14 protein-coding genes are annotated in these 18,936 nt (G+C 37.2%); 8 read left to right on the forward strand and 6 right to left on the reverse strand.

The annotated features are described in order from the left end of the window. The first annotated feature begins 186 nt into the window (after nucleotides 1-186). The 3 genes from HGC4_RS14015 to HGC4_RS14025 all read left to right on the forward strand — a co-directional run bounded on the left by HGC4_RS14015 (nucleotide 187) and on the right by HGC4_RS14025 (nucleotide 6,833). Nucleotides 187-1,746, forward strand: coding sequence for a sulfatase family protein (locus tag HGC4_RS14015; RefSeq protein ID WP_050710763.1), 1,560 nt, complete (start codon nucleotides 187-189; stop codon nucleotides 1,744-1,746). A 250-nt stretch (nucleotides 1,747-1,996) separates the two neighbouring features. Continuing rightward, complete coding sequence (locus HGC4_RS14020) at nucleotides 1,997-3,919, forward strand: heparinase II/III domain-containing protein (protein ID WP_050710764.1); 1,923 nt, start codon at nucleotides 1,997-1,999, stop codon at nucleotides 3,917-3,919. A gap of 88 nt (nucleotides 3,920-4,007) precedes the next feature. Continuing rightward, nucleotides 4,008-6,833 carry a glycoside hydrolase family 3 C-terminal domain-containing protein gene (locus HGC4_RS14025; RefSeq protein WP_050710765.1) on the forward strand — a complete coding sequence of 942 codons (2,826 nt, stop codon included), beginning with the start codon at nucleotides 4,008-4,010 and terminating at the stop codon, nucleotides 6,831-6,833. A gap of 106 nt (nucleotides 6,834-6,939) precedes the next feature. On the opposite strand, the gene HGC4_RS14030 is transcribed toward HGC4_RS14025, so the two are convergent. From HGC4_RS14030 to metN, 5 genes are all read right to left on the reverse strand, one after another. Continuing rightward, nucleotides 6,940-7,752 (reverse strand): hypothetical protein, encoded by an 813-nt coding sequence (locus HGC4_RS14030; protein ID WP_050710766.1) that lies wholly within the window; start codon nucleotides 7,750-7,752, stop codon nucleotides 6,940-6,942. Nucleotides 7,753-7,849: 97 nt separating this feature from the next. Beyond that, nucleotides 7,850-11,887: a hybrid sensor histidine kinase/response regulator transcription factor gene (locus HGC4_RS14035; RefSeq protein WP_050710767.1), complete on the reverse strand. Its 4,038-nt coding sequence runs from the start codon at nucleotides 11,885-11,887 to the stop codon at nucleotides 7,850-7,852. A gap of 170 nt (nucleotides 11,888-12,057) precedes the next feature. Beyond that, nucleotides 12,058-12,870: a methionine ABC transporter substrate-binding lipoprotein MetQ gene (metQ, locus tag HGC4_RS14040; RefSeq protein WP_050710768.1), complete on the reverse strand. Its 813-nt coding sequence runs from the start codon at nucleotides 12,868-12,870 to the stop codon at nucleotides 12,058-12,060. A gap of 33 nt (nucleotides 12,871-12,903) precedes the next feature. Beyond that, nucleotides 12,904-13,545 (reverse strand): methionine ABC transporter permease MetI, encoded by a 642-nt coding sequence (metI, locus tag HGC4_RS14045; protein WP_242047091.1) that lies wholly within the window; start codon nucleotides 13,543-13,545, stop codon nucleotides 12,904-12,906. A gap of 4 nt (nucleotides 13,546-13,549) precedes the next feature. Beyond that, nucleotides 13,550-14,581, reverse strand: coding sequence for a methionine ABC transporter ATP-binding protein MetN (gene metN / locus HGC4_RS14050; protein ID WP_050710770.1), 1,032 nt, complete (start codon nucleotides 14,579-14,581; stop codon nucleotides 13,550-13,552). Nucleotides 14,582-14,823: 242 nt separating this feature from the next. Here metN and HGC4_RS14055 point away from each other — a divergent pair, with 242 nt between their 5' ends. The 5 genes from HGC4_RS14055 (at nucleotide 14,824) to HGC4_RS14075 (ending at nucleotide 18,598) form a co-directional block, all read left to right on the forward strand. Next, the gene (locus tag HGC4_RS14055) at nucleotides 14,824-15,468 is read left to right on the forward strand and encodes a GDSL-type esterase/lipase family protein (protein WP_050710771.1); all 645 of its coding nucleotides are present in this window, start codon (nucleotides 14,824-14,826) and stop codon (nucleotides 15,466-15,468) included. Between the two features lie 62 nt (nucleotides 15,469-15,530). Then, a complete protein-coding gene (locus tag HGC4_RS14060; protein ID WP_050710772.1) occupies nucleotides 15,531-16,190 on the forward strand; it encodes a GDSL-type esterase/lipase family protein in 660 nt (219 codons plus the stop codon). A gap of 158 nt (nucleotides 16,191-16,348) precedes the next feature. Continuing rightward, nucleotides 16,349-17,368 carry a phenylalanine--tRNA ligase subunit alpha gene (gene pheS, locus HGC4_RS14065; protein WP_050710773.1) on the forward strand — a complete coding sequence of 340 codons (1,020 nt, stop codon included), beginning with the start codon at nucleotides 16,349-16,351 and terminating at the stop codon, nucleotides 17,366-17,368. Nucleotides 17,369-17,377: 9 nt separating this feature from the next. Next, nucleotides 17,378-17,923, forward strand: a complete 546-nt coding sequence (locus HGC4_RS14070; RefSeq protein ID WP_050710774.1) for a hypothetical protein — start codon at nucleotides 17,378-17,380, stop codon at nucleotides 17,921-17,923. Between the two features lie 21 nt (nucleotides 17,924-17,944). After that, nucleotides 17,945-18,598 carry a nitroreductase family protein gene (locus HGC4_RS14075; RefSeq protein WP_050710775.1) on the forward strand — a complete coding sequence of 218 codons (654 nt, stop codon included), beginning with the start codon at nucleotides 17,945-17,947 and terminating at the stop codon, nucleotides 18,596-18,598. A gap of 98 nt (nucleotides 18,599-18,696) precedes the next feature. On the opposite strand, the gene HGC4_RS14080 is transcribed toward HGC4_RS14075, so the two are convergent. After that, on the reverse strand, nucleotides 18,697-18,912 hold the full coding sequence (locus HGC4_RS14080; protein WP_050710776.1) for a DUF1653 domain-containing protein: 216 nt from the start codon (nucleotides 18,910-18,912) through the stop codon (nucleotides 18,697-18,699). Nucleotides 18,913-18,936: the final 24 nt, after the last annotated feature.

The raw sequence follows: 18,936 nt of genomic DNA on the forward strand, positions 1-18,936 counted from the left end.
TACAATCTATTTACTCGAAAAACACATCAGTACTTTTTATAAATTATATGGGCTGAAATACGCCCATATAATTTATTTTAAGGTCTCATATCTTTTTTACTATTTAAGAAACAGAATAAGCAGATATAGTTATTATCACAAAAGACGAAGATAAATTACAACCTCAACTTAATAAACATTACAGGAATGAAGAGAAAAAATATAAATATCGTTTTAGGAGGATTAGGTTTACTCTCTTTAGTAAGTTGTAAGTCCGAGAAAATCATAACAGAACCTACTTTACCCAATGTTATCTATATATTTCCCGATCAGATGCGCAATCACGCAATGGAATTCTGGAATCAGGAAGGATACAATGATAAAGTAAATTTTAGGGGAGATCCCGTACAGACCCCAAATCTAAATAAATTTGCAAACGAGTCGCTCGTACTATCTTCGGCAATAAGCAATTGCCCGATAAGCAGTCCTCATAGAGGCATGTTTCTTACGGGTATGTACCCGGAGAATAGTGGAGTAACACTCAATTGCAATTCAAACCGACCAATCAGCAGTCTCAAAACAGAGACCAACAACATAAGCGATGTTTTCAGCATGGCAGGATACGACTGTGCATACATCGGTAAACTTCATGTAGACTACCCTACCCCAAATGACCCTGCCAATCCCGGACAGTATGTGGAAGACAAACAGCCTGTGTGGGATGCTTATACTCCACCCGAGAGACGACACGGGTTTAATTATTGGTATTCGTACGGCACTTTTGATGTGCACAAGCACCCTCATTACTGGGATACTCAAGGAAAAAGGCACGATATAAACAAGTGGTCGCCCATACATGAAGCAGATATGGCTATTGCCTATTTGCAAAATAAAGATGGGGTTCGCGACCCTAAGAAGCCTTTCTTTATGGTAATAAGTATGAATCCTCCACATAGCCCTTACGGATCGTTAGAAGATTGTATGGAAGAGGATTATAATCTGTATAAAGACAAGCCTACGGATCAACTGCTCATTCGTCCGAACGCCGACTTATCAATGGAAAAAACCCGATCAGCACCCTACTATTTTGCATCGGTAACAGGTGTAGATCGTGAATTCGGTCGCATACTACAAGCCCTCAAAGAGCAAGGATTAGACAAGAATACGATCGTTGTATTTACCTCCGATCACGGGGAAACAATGTGCAGTCAAGGGCTTGAAGATCCTAAAAACTCGCCTTACAACGAAGCGGTAAACGTACCCTTTATTGTTCGCTATCCTGAAAAAATAAAACATCGTGTTGATAATTTGCTGCTATCCTCACCCGATATTATGCCAACTCTATTAGGGTTATGCGGACTCGATAAACAAATACCATCAACCGTAGAAGGTCTGAACCACGCTAATATATTTTACGAAAAAGGGCAGAACAATTACAGACCCAAAGGTGCATTATATATAAAAAATGCAGATGGCGACAAAAATGAAGAAGGGAAAGTTATTTCTTACTTCCCCACATCCCGAGGAATTATCACCGATCAGTATACTTTGACATTTACAATCGATAAAAAGACCAAGGCTCTAAAAGAGACTCTTCTGTTCGATAATATAAAAGATCCATATCAATTGAAGAATCTACCTATTAAAGAGCACAAAGAGGTTGTAAACCAATTGACCGAAGAAATGGTTCGCCTCTTGAAACAAGCCAACGATCCTTGGTACAGAGAACAAATTTTGAGTAACCTAATCCCTTATAATGCTATTTAAGCTATCAGATTTTTCATTACTCAACAAAAAAAGCTCATTTTAAATAAGTTACAATCAAAATAAACGACAACAAAGAGTTACATATTACCGAAATAATACTAAAACAAAAAGTAGTTTACTATTGGGGATAGATAAAGACTCATATACAAATATTGGAAAGTATTTTATCGTATATTTATAAGTATAACCAGCTTTAAATATTGCACTTACCAAAGCAACCAATAGCTCTGCGAGCTTAAAATCTGATACTATGAAAAACAAAAAACACATCCTCATTATTCTTTTGCTGTTTCTCACAGCAAATACATTTGCTTATACTGAAAAAAATCTGCTCGTAAAAAAAGCAGACATGGAAAGTCTGAAAAGCATGCTGATCATGAATCAGAAATGGGTACCATACCCTAAGTACAACGATCGTAAAGATTGGGACAACTTATTAGGAGAGTCAAAAGCCGATCTAATAAAAGATGGAGAGAAATACCTCAACTACGAATGGCGGGTGGTAAAAGCGACCGACTATCTGGAATTTGAAAGATCGGGCAACCGCGAGATCATGCAAAGCCCTTACAACAGTAACAATCAAGCCGTAGTAGCTTTACTAATGGCTGAATTAGCCGAAGGAAAAGGACGCTTCATCGATCAGTTGATTAATGGTGTTTATCAATCGTGCGAAATGACTTCGTGGGCACTATCGGCTCATCTTACAGCTCAGCACTCCAAAAGAATTTTACCTGATTACACCGAACAAGTGATAGACTTGGGTTCGGGTAATTTAAGTGCAGTATTAGCATGGACTTATTATTTTTTCAATAACGAGTTCGATAAAGTAGATCCTGCCATATCGAAGCGTTTGTATCGCGCACTAAAAGATCGCACATTAGACCCATATATGAACGAAGACCGTTTCTGGTGGATGGCGTTCAACCTTAAACCGGGGGGAATGGTAAACAACTGGAATCCATGGTGTAACTTCAATGTACTGCAAACTTTTATGCTTCTCGAAAACGACAAGGATCAACTGGCAAAGGCAGTATACAGAACCATGCAATCGGTAGATAAATTTATCAACTATACACACTCCGATGGAGGATGTGAGGAAGGTCCATCGTATTGGGGACATGCAGCAGGTAAAATGTATGATTATTTGCAATTGCTAAGCAATATTACAAATGGTCAAGTTTCGATATTCAACGAACCCATTATCAAAAATATGGGCGAATACATTTCGAGATCATACGTTGGCGACGGATGGGTAGTGAATTTTGCGGATGCTTCTGCCAAAGGTGGAGGTGACCAACAATTGATATACAGATATGGCAAGGCAGTGAATAGTACCGAGATGATGCAATTTGCAGCTTATCTTGAAAAGCAAAAACCATCGAAATTCAAGGCTGATATAGATATTTTCCGTGCATTGCAAACCTTGCTATACAGACACGAACTTAGCAGCCAAAAGCCTGTACATATTACACCCGATTACACATGGTATCCCGAAACCGAATTTTGTTATATAAAAGATAAAGCTGGTTTATTTCTAGCTACCAAAGGTGGATACAATAATGAAAGCCACAATCATAACGACATAGGTACATTCTCGCTCTATATCAATAATATGCCTGTAATAATAGATGCAGGTGTGGGTACATATACCAGACAAACATTCAGCAGCGAAAGATATTCTATCTGGACAATGCAAAGTAACTATCACAATCTGCCTATCATCAACGGAATACCTCAGGCGTTTGGCTCTCAATACAAAGCAACAAACATTACCTTCAATCCAAAGAGCAGCACTTTCTCGGTAGATATATCTAAGGCATATCCCGAGACTGCACAAGTTAAACAATGGATTCGTTCTTATAAACTTAAAAATGGAACTGTTGCTATTGACGATACTTTCGATTTAAATGAAGCTACTGTAAACAATCAAATCAATTTCCTTACATGGGGAGATATCAACATAGATACTTTAGGCGAAGTTACGATAAGCATAAACGGACAAAAGGCTGTTTTGGAATATGATAAAAACAGCTTTGCACCGGCAATCGAAACTATCACTTTAGACGACCCTCGCCTAGCGAATGTATGGGGTGAAAAAATTTACAGAGTATCTCTTAACGCCAAAAATGCTGTAAAGAAAGGAAAATACTCCTTTGTGATTAAGAAAAAATAAAGCCATTGTAGGGGCAGACCTATAAGTTTGCCCCTACAATAAAACTATAAAAAGGTCTCTGACCTCAAACCCTACAAAACCATAGCTTATGAGATATTTATTAACGTGTAGTTTATTAAGCCTTAGTTTATTTACAACGGCTCAGCAAGACTCGCGTATACCTCCTGCAAAAGATTTAATAATCTATCAGTTACCAAAAAAATCCATCTACCATAAAGGATGGATAGACTTCAACAAAAATGGAAAGATGGATGTATATGAAGATCCATCTGCCACAATAGACGCCCGAATAGAAGATTTGCTCAGCCAAATGAATGTGGACGAAAAAACCTGTCAGATGGTTACCCTATACGGTTACAAACGGGTTTTAGCCGATGACCTGCCAACTCCCGAATGGAAAAACAAGCTTTGGAAAGATGGTATGGGAGCTATTGACGAACACCTCAACGGGTTTCAGCAATGGGGATTACCTCCATCCGACAATCCGTTTGTGTGGCCAGCATCACGTCATGCATGGGCGTTGAATGAAGTACAACGATTCTTTATTGAAGAAACGCGCTTGGGTATTCCTACCGATTTTACGAACGAAGGTATCAGAGGTGTTGAAAGTTACATGGCTACCAATTTTCCCACTCAATTGGGATTGGGGCATACTTGGAACCGAGATTTGGTAAATAAAATAGGATATATCACAGGACGCGAAGGTCGCTTATTGGGTTACACAAATATCTATGCACCCATTCTGGATGTAGGACGCGATCAGCGATGGGGGCGTTACGAGGAGGTGTATGGCGAAAGCCCTTATTTGGTTGCTGAACTGGGTGTTGCCATGACTAAAGGTATGCAAAAAGATTATCAGGTAGCATCTACCGCCAAACATTATATTGCATATAGTAACAACAAAGGCGGACGCGAAGGAATGGCTCGTGTAGACCCTCAAATGTCGCCTCGAGAAGTTGAAAACATACATGTATATCCTTGGAGACGTGTTATAAAAGAAGCAGGACTGTTAGGAGCAATGAGTGCCTATAACGATTACGACGGATTCCCCATACAAAGCAGCTATTATTGGCTGACAACCGTTCTGCGCAAAGAGATGGGATTTAAAGGATATGTAGTTTCGGATAGTGATGCGGTTGAATATCTGCATTCTAAACATGGTACATCTGCCGACATGAAAGAGTCGGTACGTCAATCGGTAGAAGCAGGATTAAATGTACGTTGTACTTTCCGCTCACCAGACTCTTATGTATTACCTCTCAGAGAATTGATTCACGAAGGAGGTATAAGCATGGAAACTATTGATGATCGTGTACGTGATATACTTCGGGTAAAATTCTTAGTAGGATTATTCGATGCTCCTTATCAGATGGATTTAAAAGCTGCTGATAAAGAAGTGAACAGCTTAGAAAACCAACAGATTGCTTTACAAGCATCACGCGAATCTTTGGTCTTACTAAAGAATGAGAATAATACCCTACCCTTGTTGAAAGACAAAATAAAAACAATCAGTATTTGCGGACCCAATGCCAACGATGCTTCGTATGCGTTGACTCATTACGGACCTTTAGCCGTTGAAGTGTCGTCTGTATTGGATGGTATAACAGCTAAGGTGGGTAAAAACACAGAGGTTCTTTATACTCTAGGTTGTGATCTGGTAGATGCTAACTGGCCTGAATCGGAAATATTGCCAAGTCCACTAACTACTGACGAACAAGCTGAGATAGACAAAGCGGTTGCTAATGCTCTGAAAAGTGATGTTGCAATAGTAGTATTAGGAGGTAACAATAGAACTTGCGGCGAGAATAAATCACGCTCGAGCCTCGATTTACCGGGACGACAACTCAATCTATTGCAAGCCATTCAAGCTACGGGTAAACCTGTTGTTTTGATTATGATAAACGGAAGACCCAATTCTATAAACTGGGCAGACAAATATGTGCCTGCTATTTTAGAGGCTTGGTATCCCGGCTCTCAAGGTGGAACAGCTATTGCCGATGTGCTTTTCGGCGATTATAATCCGGGAGGGAAACTTACCGTTACATTCCCTAAAACAGTAGGGCAGATACCATTCAATTTCCCTGCAAAACCAGCTTCGCAAGTAGATGGTGGTAAAAGCGTAGGAATGCAAGGTAATATGAGCCGAGTTAACGGAGCTTTGTATCCTTTTGGATATGGACTGAGCTATACTACTTTCAAATACTCAGACCTTTCTATATCGCCCGCTATAATCACGCCCAAGCAAGAGGTTACTGTACGTTGTAAAATAACAAACACAGGTAACAGAGATGGTGATGAGGTTGTACAATTATATACTCGTGATATAATCAGTTCGGTAACCACCTATGAAAAAAATCTTCGTGGATTTGAGCGCGTACATCTTAAAGCAGGAGAAACCAAAGAGGTATCTTTCACTCTATATCCAAGAGATTTTGAACTTCTCAACCTAGATAATAATTGGGTGATAGAACCGGGAGATTTCCGCATTATGATCGGAGCCTCGTCCGAAGATATTCGCCTGAAAGATATACTTACAGTAGCACCCTACGGCGAACAAATGGTTCAAAAGAAAATTGCAGGAGTAAACGAATCGGTTTCAATGGTATTGGACAATAACAACAATACTGAATGGAATGGTGTTAGTGGCGACTATCTGACTTTTGTAATGGACGAAAACGCACAGCCTGATAAAATAGGTATTTACTGGAAAGCCATAGAACACCCCGCTGCTTTCGAGATTCAATTATCAAGCGGTGGTGGTCAATTTCTAACAGTGTATAAGGGGGAAATCAAAGAGACTGAAAAGTTATCAGCTTACTCGTTTCCAAAAACAATCGCTAGCGATGTCCGTATTGTGATAACTTCGGGCAAAGCATCTATTTCGGAAGTGAAATTAGATAAAGTAAAGCGTTGACAGATTATTTCTTTTCAAACAAAAAAGGTGAGACTCAAGAGTCTCACCTTTTTAATCTAATTATATCTGCATAGAAGTCTTAGACCTATCTGTCACTTCATACAGTTTAAAAAGCCATACTTGGAGACATAAATAAAGCCCCGCTAGCTTTCTTTATTTTCGGCTTGGTCATTCCAATATAATCATTTATAAAATCACGAATAAAAATAACTCGAACCTCACTAGTTCTTGTCGAATTAGTTAAAAGACTTCCTCCATAAGGATCATAAACATACTCTGTATTATTATAGAAAAATTTGAGAGTCATTCTTTCAGTAGCTTCATTACCCTCAAATTTGAATATCCCTTCTTCTTTTTCTGATAGTTTCTGAATATTTGGATAATAAATTAAAGTTCCCTCATACTGCGAAGTATAAATAAGTTTGAAACCTCCACCTATGGGAGCCAATTTACTCTTAATTTCCTCAGTAATCTTATCAATCGCAGGCTGATCTTCAGGAGTTCCGTTCTCAGCCTCAACAGATGCTCCTTGACTTGTAATCAGAAGAGAGACTGTTTTAATGATAACATCTACTTTTAATGTTGCCGATCGGTTTTCACTATCAATCACCGTAACCGAGGTACTTCCTTCCTTAATACCCTGAATATTAATCCTGAGTCTTATTTGTCCTGTATTTAAATCTTTATATTCATCAATTACGGCAGTTGCAATTTCTTCATTGTTAGACTTTACTGTAAATGCTCCATTAACATTACGAGTTTCAACTAAAATTGAGCCAACACTCGTTACACTTACCAAACTTACTTTTTCGGAGCCATAGAGAAACTTAATATCAGTATCTTCGTCATCGTCACTACAGGATGCAAAGCCAATAAAACACAGAGAGGCAATAAATAAATAGAGGAATTTGTTTTTCATAGTTAATAATGTTAGTTCTTACTTCTGTTAATAATTACAACTCAAATGTATCACTTTTTTCCTAAAATAGGATCAAATTAATTTGAGAAGCCTATCTTCAGTCAATAACATCATCCTCTTTTTTGCGGTACTCATTGGGCGACATATTGAATTGAAGCTTAAAGCATCGGCTAAAATAGCGGGCTGAACTGAAACCAAATTCATCGGCAACATCACCAATCTGCAAATTGGTATTATTTCTCAACATAAAAGCAGCGCGTTTAAGCTTATAGTTCAGTATAAATTCATTAGGACCAACTCCTGTAAGAGTCTTAAACTTCGCAAATAGAGAACTACGCCCCATGGCCATTTCGCGAGCCAAGGCATTAATATCAAACTCGGTATTAGTCAGATTATCATCAATTACCTTCTCTACTTTTTTCAAGAAATTCTGATCCAACTTATTATTGGCTAAGAGTTGAATATCAACAGACTCCTGCTTTCTGAATGTTTCTTGAAAACGTAGTCGATTCTGAATTAAATTATTGCAACGTGTTAAAAGTATTTTCGCATTAAATGGCTTCATAATATAATCGTCCGCTCCTTTTTGCAAACCCTCTAGATTCTGTTCATCCGAAGTTTTTGCAGTCAATAAAACTACGGGAATATGGCTTGTGTTGATATTATTCTTTATCCGCATACACAACTCAGTCCCATCCATTTCGGGCATCATTATATCACTCAATATAATGTCGGGCATGTTGTCTTGAGCCTTCTGCAAGCCCTCTTTACCATTATAAGCAATCATCACATTATAGAAAGGAGAAAATATTGATTCTAATAATTCTGATAATTCTTCGTTATCTTCAACTATCAGAATTGTGTAGAGCCTAGCCACAGGAACATCATTTACTAATGAATCACCCTCAGAATCGTTCCCTAGGAAATCTAAGGTAGGCAATGTATCCTCTTTTACAGCCTCATAACCATCGCGTATTATCTTAACGTTAGTGTCCTTCTGAAAATGCTCAACTCCTTTTTTCAGTATTACAATAAATATACTTCCATAATCGGGCTTACTTTCAACCAGCATTTCGCCATGATGAAACTCTACAATTTCTTTACAGATAGCCAAGCCCATTCCCGTTGTAAGGTAAGGGTCTTCTGCTTTTACATTATTACTTGCCTGATAAAATTGTTCGAATATATTTTTTATATCAGCCTTGTCGATACCTACACCATTATCAATAACCTTTACAGTTATCTCATCAGCACCTTCAAGTACAATTAACTCTATGCACCCCTTTGCAGGTGTATAGCTAAAAGCATTTGACAAAAGATTATAAAATACCTTTTGCAATTGCTCGGGATCAAACCAACAAAACAGAGTTTCTGACGAAGATTCGAAATTATATTTAATCTCTTTAGATTGTGCTTTCTCTTTAAATGATGAGTAAATATCCTTGAGAATAGGTATAAGATCGGCATGATAAATATGAAGCTGAGTTCTCACATCCTCCATCTTTTGAAAATCGAGAATCTCGTTTACCAGATTTCTCATTCGGTACGAATTCTTATATATTTTCTGAATTCGATCCGACACCGATTTCGATAATGTATCACTCTGAAGAAGCAATTCAATCTGTGTAATAATAAGCGTTAATGGTGTGCGGAATTCATGACTTATTTTGGTAAAGAATGAAAGCTTCGCCTTATTAAGCGTTGTTATATATTGCTTTTCTTTTCTCTCATACTGTAACGACGCTTCGAGCCTTATCTGTCTTTGTCTAAAATAGATGAAGCCATACAACAAGAGTCCGAAAATGAACAGATATACTATCCACGCAAAAGGCGTTGCATAAAAGGGAGCATTCACAATAATCTCTAATTGAATTTCATCCGAAAGACTATTTAGAGTGCTATAAGCATTTTGAGTCCTTACCCGTAGAATATACTTGCCCGGTGTTAAATGCGTATAAACAAGGGATGCTTTATTTGTGGGAATCCAATGATCGTCAAGCCCATCTAATTTATACTCATACAAGCGAGGGTTATACGAGCTTGCATAATCATTATCGGCAAACGTAATCGTCAGATTATTTTGATTATGTTTCAGCGAAATTTTAGGAGTATAAGCTAAGATATCTCTCAAAATGGGAGAACCGTCATCGGGTAAAACCTCCTTATTGTTGACTCCTAATTTCGAAAAATAGAGATTATAAGGGGGATCAGGAGAATATAAATCTCTCTCAAAAAAAGAAATAAGACCTTCTGTTGTACTAACAAACACTTCTCCGTTTTTACAAACCAGTATTGAATTGCCTCTGTTGAATGAAGATATGGGTAATAATCGGCTGATACCAATTGATTTCAGCAATCCTTTATCTGGATCTAAAATAGAAAGACCTTTATCTCCAATTACAATTAAATGTCCCAATTGAGACTCTGCTACATTGTAACAATAATTACTCAGCAGTTGTCCATTTTCGGAAGTATAGGATGTAAAAGATTCTGTCTTCGGGTTGAATCTCAATAAACCAAGCCCTAGGGTAGTAATGTATATATCGCCACTTTTCGACTCGAATAGCGTTAATGATCTCGATGTGGAAAATTTTTCTTCGAAATAATACTTTTTGATCTGATCTTTACTGTCATTCAGATTCAAACGGGCTATATAGTTCCTAAATGTTGATATCCATAAATAACCTTTAGAGTCAATAATAAAACTTATACCCGAGTACTTTTCAAATAATTCTGGGGAGTATAGTGGTACTATTTTCCCCGTTTTAACATCCATTTTAAACAATCCATGAGTATCTTGAAAATAAAGTTCTCCTTTATAGAAAACGGTCTGCAATAGAATGGAATGATATAGACCATCTTGACTAGGTTCATTCAAAAAGTTCTTGAATTTTCCGGTCGCAATATCATAACTACTCACACCACCCGTATGAGTACCCATATATAATTTATTGGCGATAGAATCATAGCAGATGCTTTTCAGATTATTATGATTGGGTCCATCGTCTCCATGATCGGCAGTAAAATACTTAAAACGACTTTTCTTCCTATCAAGCATGTTCAAACCACCACCTTCGGTACATATCCAAACATTATGATCGTTGCCCTCAACCATATTACCTACAAATGGGTAGTTGAGCGAATTGTCGCGAAGCGGATCTACTCCGTAATATGTAAAGACATCTTTTTTAGGATTGAAGAAGTTAACTCCTCCATAGTACGACCCAATCCAAAAAGACCCTTGTCGGTCTATTAATAAAGAAAAGATAGAAGAATGAGCGAGACTACCCGATGTATAGTTATTTGTATAAACACTAAACTCTCCCGTTTTGGGATTATATTTATTTAAACCCACAAAAGTACCAATCCATATATTACCATCCGGATCTTCCACAAATGTTCTCACCTGATTGCTGCTAATACTATTTTCGACTTTGGGATTATGCAAAAACTCGGTAACTACTTCCTTAGCATTTATTCTATACATGCCCTCCATACGCGTACCTATCCACAGCTCATTTTGAGAACTTTCGAATATTTCCCAGATTTCCTTATCAGGAATTACACATACAGGTGTATTATCGGGTAAGAGCTTGTACAAGCCTGACAAAGTTCCTATCCATAATTGTTGTTTATGGTCTTTGAAAATTTTAGTTATTTTATTGCTTAAGATAGGAGCCAATTTGAAACTAAAACGATTCATCTGTTCGTTCCAAGTATATATGGTGTCTTTTGATGCAATGTATATGGTTCCATCAATAGATGAAAGTGCAGATACTTCCAATCCACTAAATGTGGAAAACTTGTGTTGCTTGAGGTCATATTTCATCAAACCATTATCATTTGTCATAAAAAAGATATCACCTTCTTTATTCTCCGTAATATTGGTTATTTTTTCACCTTCAATCGTTAATCGGGATAATGAATTGGTTCCCTTATAACTTACTACTTCCGAACCATTATAGATACTGAGCCCTTCCATCGTGCCGAACCAAATTCGTCCCAACTTATCCTGATGTATACTCAGTACGGATAATTGAGACAAACCATCTTTAACTCCTATATGTTTAAAATATATAGGGTAAGCAAATACATAAGAAAGTATAAATAATATACAGAATATTACTTTTTTCATGAGGCAGAACTACTGAATAAAAGCCCTAGGTATACAGGTTACAATTCAAAGATAAGATTTTGTTTATAACTTGTTTCTTTTTGATCGTTTTTTCATGACGAAAGGGGAAGCTATTGCCTCCTCTTTCGTTATATTTTCTTTTTTATTCCTCTAGTGTTTTATGGATGTGTTTACCATCCTTTAGTTGCTCCGCCTTTAAATTCGCGATCGGCTGTTTCTGCAACCTCATCCGATTGAAAAGCCTTTACAAATCGCTTCACTCTGTCATCGTCCTTATTATCTTCTCTTGATACTATCACATTCACATAAGGCGAGTCTTTCTCTTCTACAAAAATTCCATCTTTCAAAGTGAGTCCCACACCCGCGGCAAATGTATTATTTATGATGGCTATTATTACTTTATCATCATCCAGAACCCGAGGTAGTTGAGGAGCTTCTAATTCCACTATTTTAAAATTTCGGGGATTCTCTATTATATCTGTCACTTTGGGTATGAAGCCAACATTGTCGCGAAGCTTTATTAGACCTTGCTTTTGCATCAAGAGGAGTGCACGACCGCCATTTGTCAGATCGTTAGGTATTACAATCGTACTTCCATCCTTTAGTTCATCCAACGATTTTATTTTCTTCGAATATCCCACCAGAGGATACACAAAAGCATTGCCTACAACTGCAAGTTTATAACCTCGCTCCTTCATTTGGTTTTCGAGATACGGTACATGTTGAAATACATTCGCGTCAATATCCCCCTGATCGAGCAGTGTATTAGGCACAACATAATCGGTTAGAGTAACCAAATCAACATCCAGATTGTATTTTTCTTTGGCCACTTTCTGAGCCGTTTTTGCTACAATATATTCGGGTCCCAAAACAACTGCCACTCGAATATAGTTGGGATCGTTCTTTCGTCTTCGTCCACAAGAACTAAACAGAATAATACCTGCTAAGCACATAGCAAGTATCGAAAACATTTTTAATCTCATCTAAATATTTTTAGTTATTTCAAAATCGCCCCCTTATCGGTGGTCTACCTTTTTTGAAATAAAATTTCCTAAAGTCTGAATAATAAATACCAATACAACCAAAAGCACCAATACTACATTCATAACCGTAGTATCATAACCTACATAACCATATTGATAACCAACCTGACCTAAGCCTCCTGCACCTACTGCACCACCCATTGCTGAATATCCTACAAGAGTAATTAGAGTAATAGATGCACAATTGATGAGCGAAGGCATCGCCTCAGGTAATAATACTTTCCGTATGATTTGAAAAGGAGTAGCTCCCATTGCACGCGATGCTTCCACCAACCCCGAAGGTACTTCGAGCAGACTATTTTCAACCATACGGGCTATAAATGGGGCTGCACCAATACTTAGAGGAACTAATGCGGCTTCTACTCCGATAGAAGTTCCTACAATCAGACGGGTAAAGGGAATCATCCAAACAATAAGTATAATAAATGGTATGGCTCTGAATATATTTACAAAGAATGCCAAAGTCTTATTTACGGACTTATTGTCTCTTATTTGTCCTTTACTTGTTATAAAAAGCGAGACTCCAATAGGTAATCCCAATACAAAACCCAAGAAACCAGAAACAAAAGTCATGACAATTGTTTCCCAAGTTCCTTTTATTAATATCTCTATCATCGAATCAGACATAGCCTAATACCTCCACTTTAATATTCTTACTTTTCAAAAATTCTATTGCCCGATTCTCATTTTCGGCGGAACTGATAAATTCTACAAGCATTACTCCAAATTTCATGCCTCCTACATAATCCATACGGGCATTAATTATATTACTGTCTATTTCGAACAGGCGTGCTACTTCCGATAATACAGGTGCATCTACCGATTGCCCTGTTATTTCGAGCTGCAATAAAGGATGTTTTCCTGCTTGAGGCAAAGCAACCAGATTTTCCTGATAATCGTCTGGTATCTCCATATGCAGAGAAGATGCAATAAATCGTTTGGTTAGAGCTGCTTTTGGATGCGAAAAAATATCGGCAACCGTTCCCTGCTCTATCAATTGTCCATCGCTGATAACAGCAACTTCATCACAGATTTCTTTTACCACATCCATTTCGTGAGTGATAAGAAGAATAGTAATATCCAAACGCTTATTTATCTCTTTCAGTAACGATAATATAGAGCGAGTAGTTGCAGGGTCAAGAGCACTTGTTGCCTCATCGCACAACAAGACCTTAGGATTACTTGCCAAAGTTCGAGCAATGGCTACACGCTGTTTCTGACCTCCCGATAGTTTAGAGGGATAATCGTTCGCCTTTTCTTCCAATCCTACTAAGTTAAGCAGTTCCTTTACACGTGTAATTATCTCCGATTTTGGAGTTTTATCTAATTCTAACGGAAAAGCAATATTGTCGAATACTGTTCGCGACGACAGTAGGTTGAAATGCTGAAATATCATTCCGATATTCCGTCTTGCTTTTGCCAACTGCGATTCCGACATTCGAGTCAGATTTTGTCCATCCACATACACTTCACCCGAACTCGGACGCTCCAACAGATTCGCACAACGGATAAGCGTGCTTTTGCCCGCTCCCGATTCACCTATCACTCCTACAATCTTACCCTTAGGTACATAAAGCGAAACACCCGAAAGTGCTGTTGTGGTGCGGTCTTTTTGTTTAAATACCTTTGTTATATCTTTTAGCTCTATCATTGGGCTAATTATTTTTCTATCTATTTGAATAACAAAGTAACAAAAAATTATCAAGGTCACCGACCTATTTATTATTTTTACGGTCATTATTGACGAAGACGTTATGCTTAACGTTTTCATTTAAAGTCGCAGACCTTTTTATTGCTTTGTAGGCATAATAACGACAAGTTGTTATGGTAATAAAATATCAGTTTAGAAATTTAGCGTTATCTAGTATCATATTTCACAGAACCTTAAACATCATGAAAAAACATCTTGTATCATTTCTTTTCTTATTTATTATTCTCGGAACAAGTGCTTCTGCACAAATAAAAGTAGCTTGTATAGGCAACAGCATTACATTCGGGTCGGGCGTGAAAGATAGAGCCCAAAACAGCTATCCTTCGGTATTGGGACAAATGCTAGGTAACGAATACGAAGTCCAAAACTTTGGCATTAGTGCACGAACAGCACTCAACAAAGGAGATCATCCTTATATGCAGGAACAAAAATTCAGAGATGCACTAGCATACAATCCTGATATTTTTGTCATTAAACTGGGGACTAATGATTCTAAACCTCAAAACTGGATCTACAAAGATGAATACAAAAATGATCTAACAACAATGGTTAAAGCCTTTCAGCAATTGCCATCACAACCTCAAATATATCTATGCTATCCGGCTAAGGCATACACTACTCAATGGGGTATTAATGATAGCATTATTGTGAACTATATAATCCCTTTCATTACCGAAGTTGCTGAGGAATGTAATACTAAAATCATAAATCTGCACACGCCGACAAGCAATATGAAAGAAAATTTCCCCGATCAGATACATCCTAACGAAGTAGGCACACGTGTTTTAGCTAAAGAAGTATATTATGCTATAACAAGAAAAGATTGAGTAAAGCGCACTTTATTTCCTTAAGTTTGTTCTAAGAGGAGAAACCAATCACTTATTTAGAAATGAGAAAGCTTTTGTATCTACTTGTTTTATCAACAATCTTCACAATAGGCTGTTCCGAAAAACCTCAGATAAAAATAGCCTGTGTTGGTGATAGCCTCACTTATGGATTAGGGGTTGAAGATATTACAAAAGACAGCTACCCCGCTATATTAGGACAAATGATGGGAGACGCTTACCGCGTTCGCAACTTCGGATCCAATCGAAGAGCAGTAATAAACAAGGCAGACTACCCCTATATAAATGAGAAGATCTACAATGAGGCTCTGAAATTCGACCCCGACATTGTCGTCATTATGCTTGGAACAAATGATACAAAACCCAATAATTGGCTATACAAGGATGATTACAAAAAGGATATGGAATCGTTAGTAGAATCATTTCAAAAGCTATCTTCTCACCCTCAGATATATCTTTGTTATCCACTAAAACCCCATACTGACCCAAAAGGGCATCGAGGTATTAGTGATAGTATCATTGTATCCTATATTATACCTTATATTAACGAAGTAGCTCAAGAGTATAATCTTAAAGTTATCGATACTTATACTCCACTGAGCAACAGCCCACAACTATTCCCCGACTCTGTGCATCCCAATAAAGAAGGGAACAAAGTTTTAGCAGAGGTAATCTATAAAAGAATTGCAAAGAATAAGAATTAATCAGTAAATGTATTCTACTTCAAAGGCTATTGTCACTGCAAATAATACACATCATCACCTTATTATTGAATTACTGTTTCTCTATTTAAAAAAGAAAAGTGTATTTTTGTAATTAAGTTCTAATTATAGCAATAAAAAGAAGACTAAGTTTTAATCTGATGATTGATAAAATAAACAAACTACTATCTGATATAGAAGAAGTAAAGGCTACCAACCTTCAAGAGTTGGAAGATCTGCGTATCAAATTTTTAAGTAAAAAAGGTGCGATTTCTGTTCTTATGGACGATTTCAGAAATGTAGCAGCAGAAGAGAAAAAAGTACTCGGCATGAGACTTAATGAGCTAAAGAACAAAGCTCAGGACAAAATCAATGAATTAAAAGAAAATCTGGAGAACTCAAACTCTACAGAGGAAACTATAGACCTTACCCGTACAGCTTACCCTGTACAACTGGGAAGCCGTCATCCACTTTCGTTGGTAAAAAAAGAAATCTGCGATATATTTAAACGCTTAGGCTTCTCTATTGCCGAAGGACCCGAGATTGAAGACGACTGGCATGTATTCTCGTCTCTAAACTTTGCAGACGATCATCCCGCACGCGATATGCAGGATACGTTTTTCATTGCCCGTAGTCCTGAAGTAGTATTGCGTACACATACTTCATCGGTACAAACACGTGTAATGGAAAAACAAGAGCCTCCTATCCGCATTATTTGTCCCGGACGTGTATATCGTAACGAGGCTATTTCATACCGTGCACATTGTTTCTTCCATCAAGTAGAAGCTCTTTATATTGATAAAAACGTATCGTTTGCCGATTTGAAACAAGTATTGCTTTTCTTCGCAAAAGAAATGTTTGGTGCAGATACAAAAATACGCTTGCGTCCTTCGTATTTCCCATTCACTGAACCTAGTGCCGAAATGGATATTTCTTGTAATATCTGTGGAGGTAAAGGTTGTCCTTTCTGTAAACACACAGGATGGGTAGAGATATTAGGCTGCGGAATGGTAGATCCTAACGTTTTAGAAAATTGTGGTATTGACAGTAAAGTATATACAGGATATGCCCTAGGTATGGGTATTGAGCGTATTACTAACTTAAAATATAGAGTTAAAGATTTACGTATGTTCTCTGAAAACGATGTACGTTTCTTGAAACAATTCGAAAACGCACAGTAAGAATAAGATATGAGATATATTATTTATTGTCTGCTATCTCTTATTCTACTAAGTAGTTGCAGTTCAGGAAAAATATCAACCACTGAAACAAAACCTACGGAGACTATTATTTTCGGAAGACTAAGTATCTATAAAGATAACTCAATAAAGCCGCAAGATATATGGGTACATTTTAATGAGCGGAATTGGGGTAAAACTCTAGCAAGAATTGATGACAAAGGATATTTTATGGCTAAAGTTCCTTTAGGAAAGAATCATATAGCAATGCTCGCATATAGCAATAAATATGCCAACCTGCCTAAAAGCTATATAAGTATAGATATAGAAGATCCTAACACCATTTATTATGTAGGGGATATTTATATCAATTGGAGTCCTAACCATGGAGAGCAAAGATCAAATCAAGGTCTTCTAGGTACTTTAGTTGAAAATAGTAAGGATGGTAAACGTATACCTGCAAGTGTAAAAAGTTCAGAGTCTACAATAAACTATTTTAAACAAATGTTTCCGGAAAACACCAAAGAAATAGAGACTAAGCTAATAATAATTGAATAACAGCAATAATAAAATTAGAATATGAAAAAACTATTACTCTTATTCGTTGGATCTTTATTTTTTATTTCTTGTCAAGAGACAGTAAAAGAAACTATGATAACAACCGCATCAGAACATAAAAACGAAGTGGTAGAAGCAATTAAAAATCGTAGAAGCATTCGATCGTATAAACCTGAGCAAATAGATCAGGCACAACTAGATACTATTATCGATTGTGGAATAAATGCACCAAGTGCTTTAAACAAACAAACGTGGGAAGTTCGTGTAATTCAAAATGCAGATCTTCTGAATCGTATCAACAGCAGTTTTGTTGAAAAAGCGAAAGGAAAAGACTTAAAAGGTAGTGCTTCACGTTCACAAGAACCCGGTTTTAGTGTATTTCATGGCTCACCTACTCTTATAATTGTAGGTAGAGAGAAGAATAATCCAACAAGCTTTGTAGATTGTGGCTTATTAGCACAAAACATACTACTTAGTGCCGAATCGATGAATATCGGAACATGCACAATAGGTAATATGGCTAGTATTCTAAACGATCCGGATGCTAAAGAATTCTTGAAAGAAATCAATATGCCTGATACACACGAAGTAGCTTTTGGTATTGCAATCGGCTATAAAAACGAAAGTCCCGAAGCTAAACCAAGAGACGCCAGCAAAGTACAATATATTAAATAAGAGATCTTAATTAATTATATTCATATAAATAGGCTTTCAAATTGATATTGAAAGCCTATTTTTTTCACCATCATTTTATGGTTGTAAGCTATGTGGCTTTAAAGTTCTTCTTTAAATCTGTCAACCTCTAGCCCATCGACAATAACTTTCCCGAAAAACATGGATGCAGGTCTCACCCAGATTCCATATTCGCCATATAAAGCCTGATAGACCACCATATCTTCTAAAGTTTCACTGTCTTTGGCTAGGCTTATAAATTTGTAGCGGTTTCCCTTGAAATGCACAAAGAAACGTTCTTTCGGTTTTGAATCCATAGATTTGATAATTAAGGTGCAAAT

The organism is Dysgonomonas sp. HGC4 (genome assembly GCF_001261715.1).
Lineage (GTDB): Bacteria > Bacteroidota > Bacteroidia > Bacteroidales > Dysgonomonadaceae > Dysgonomonas_A.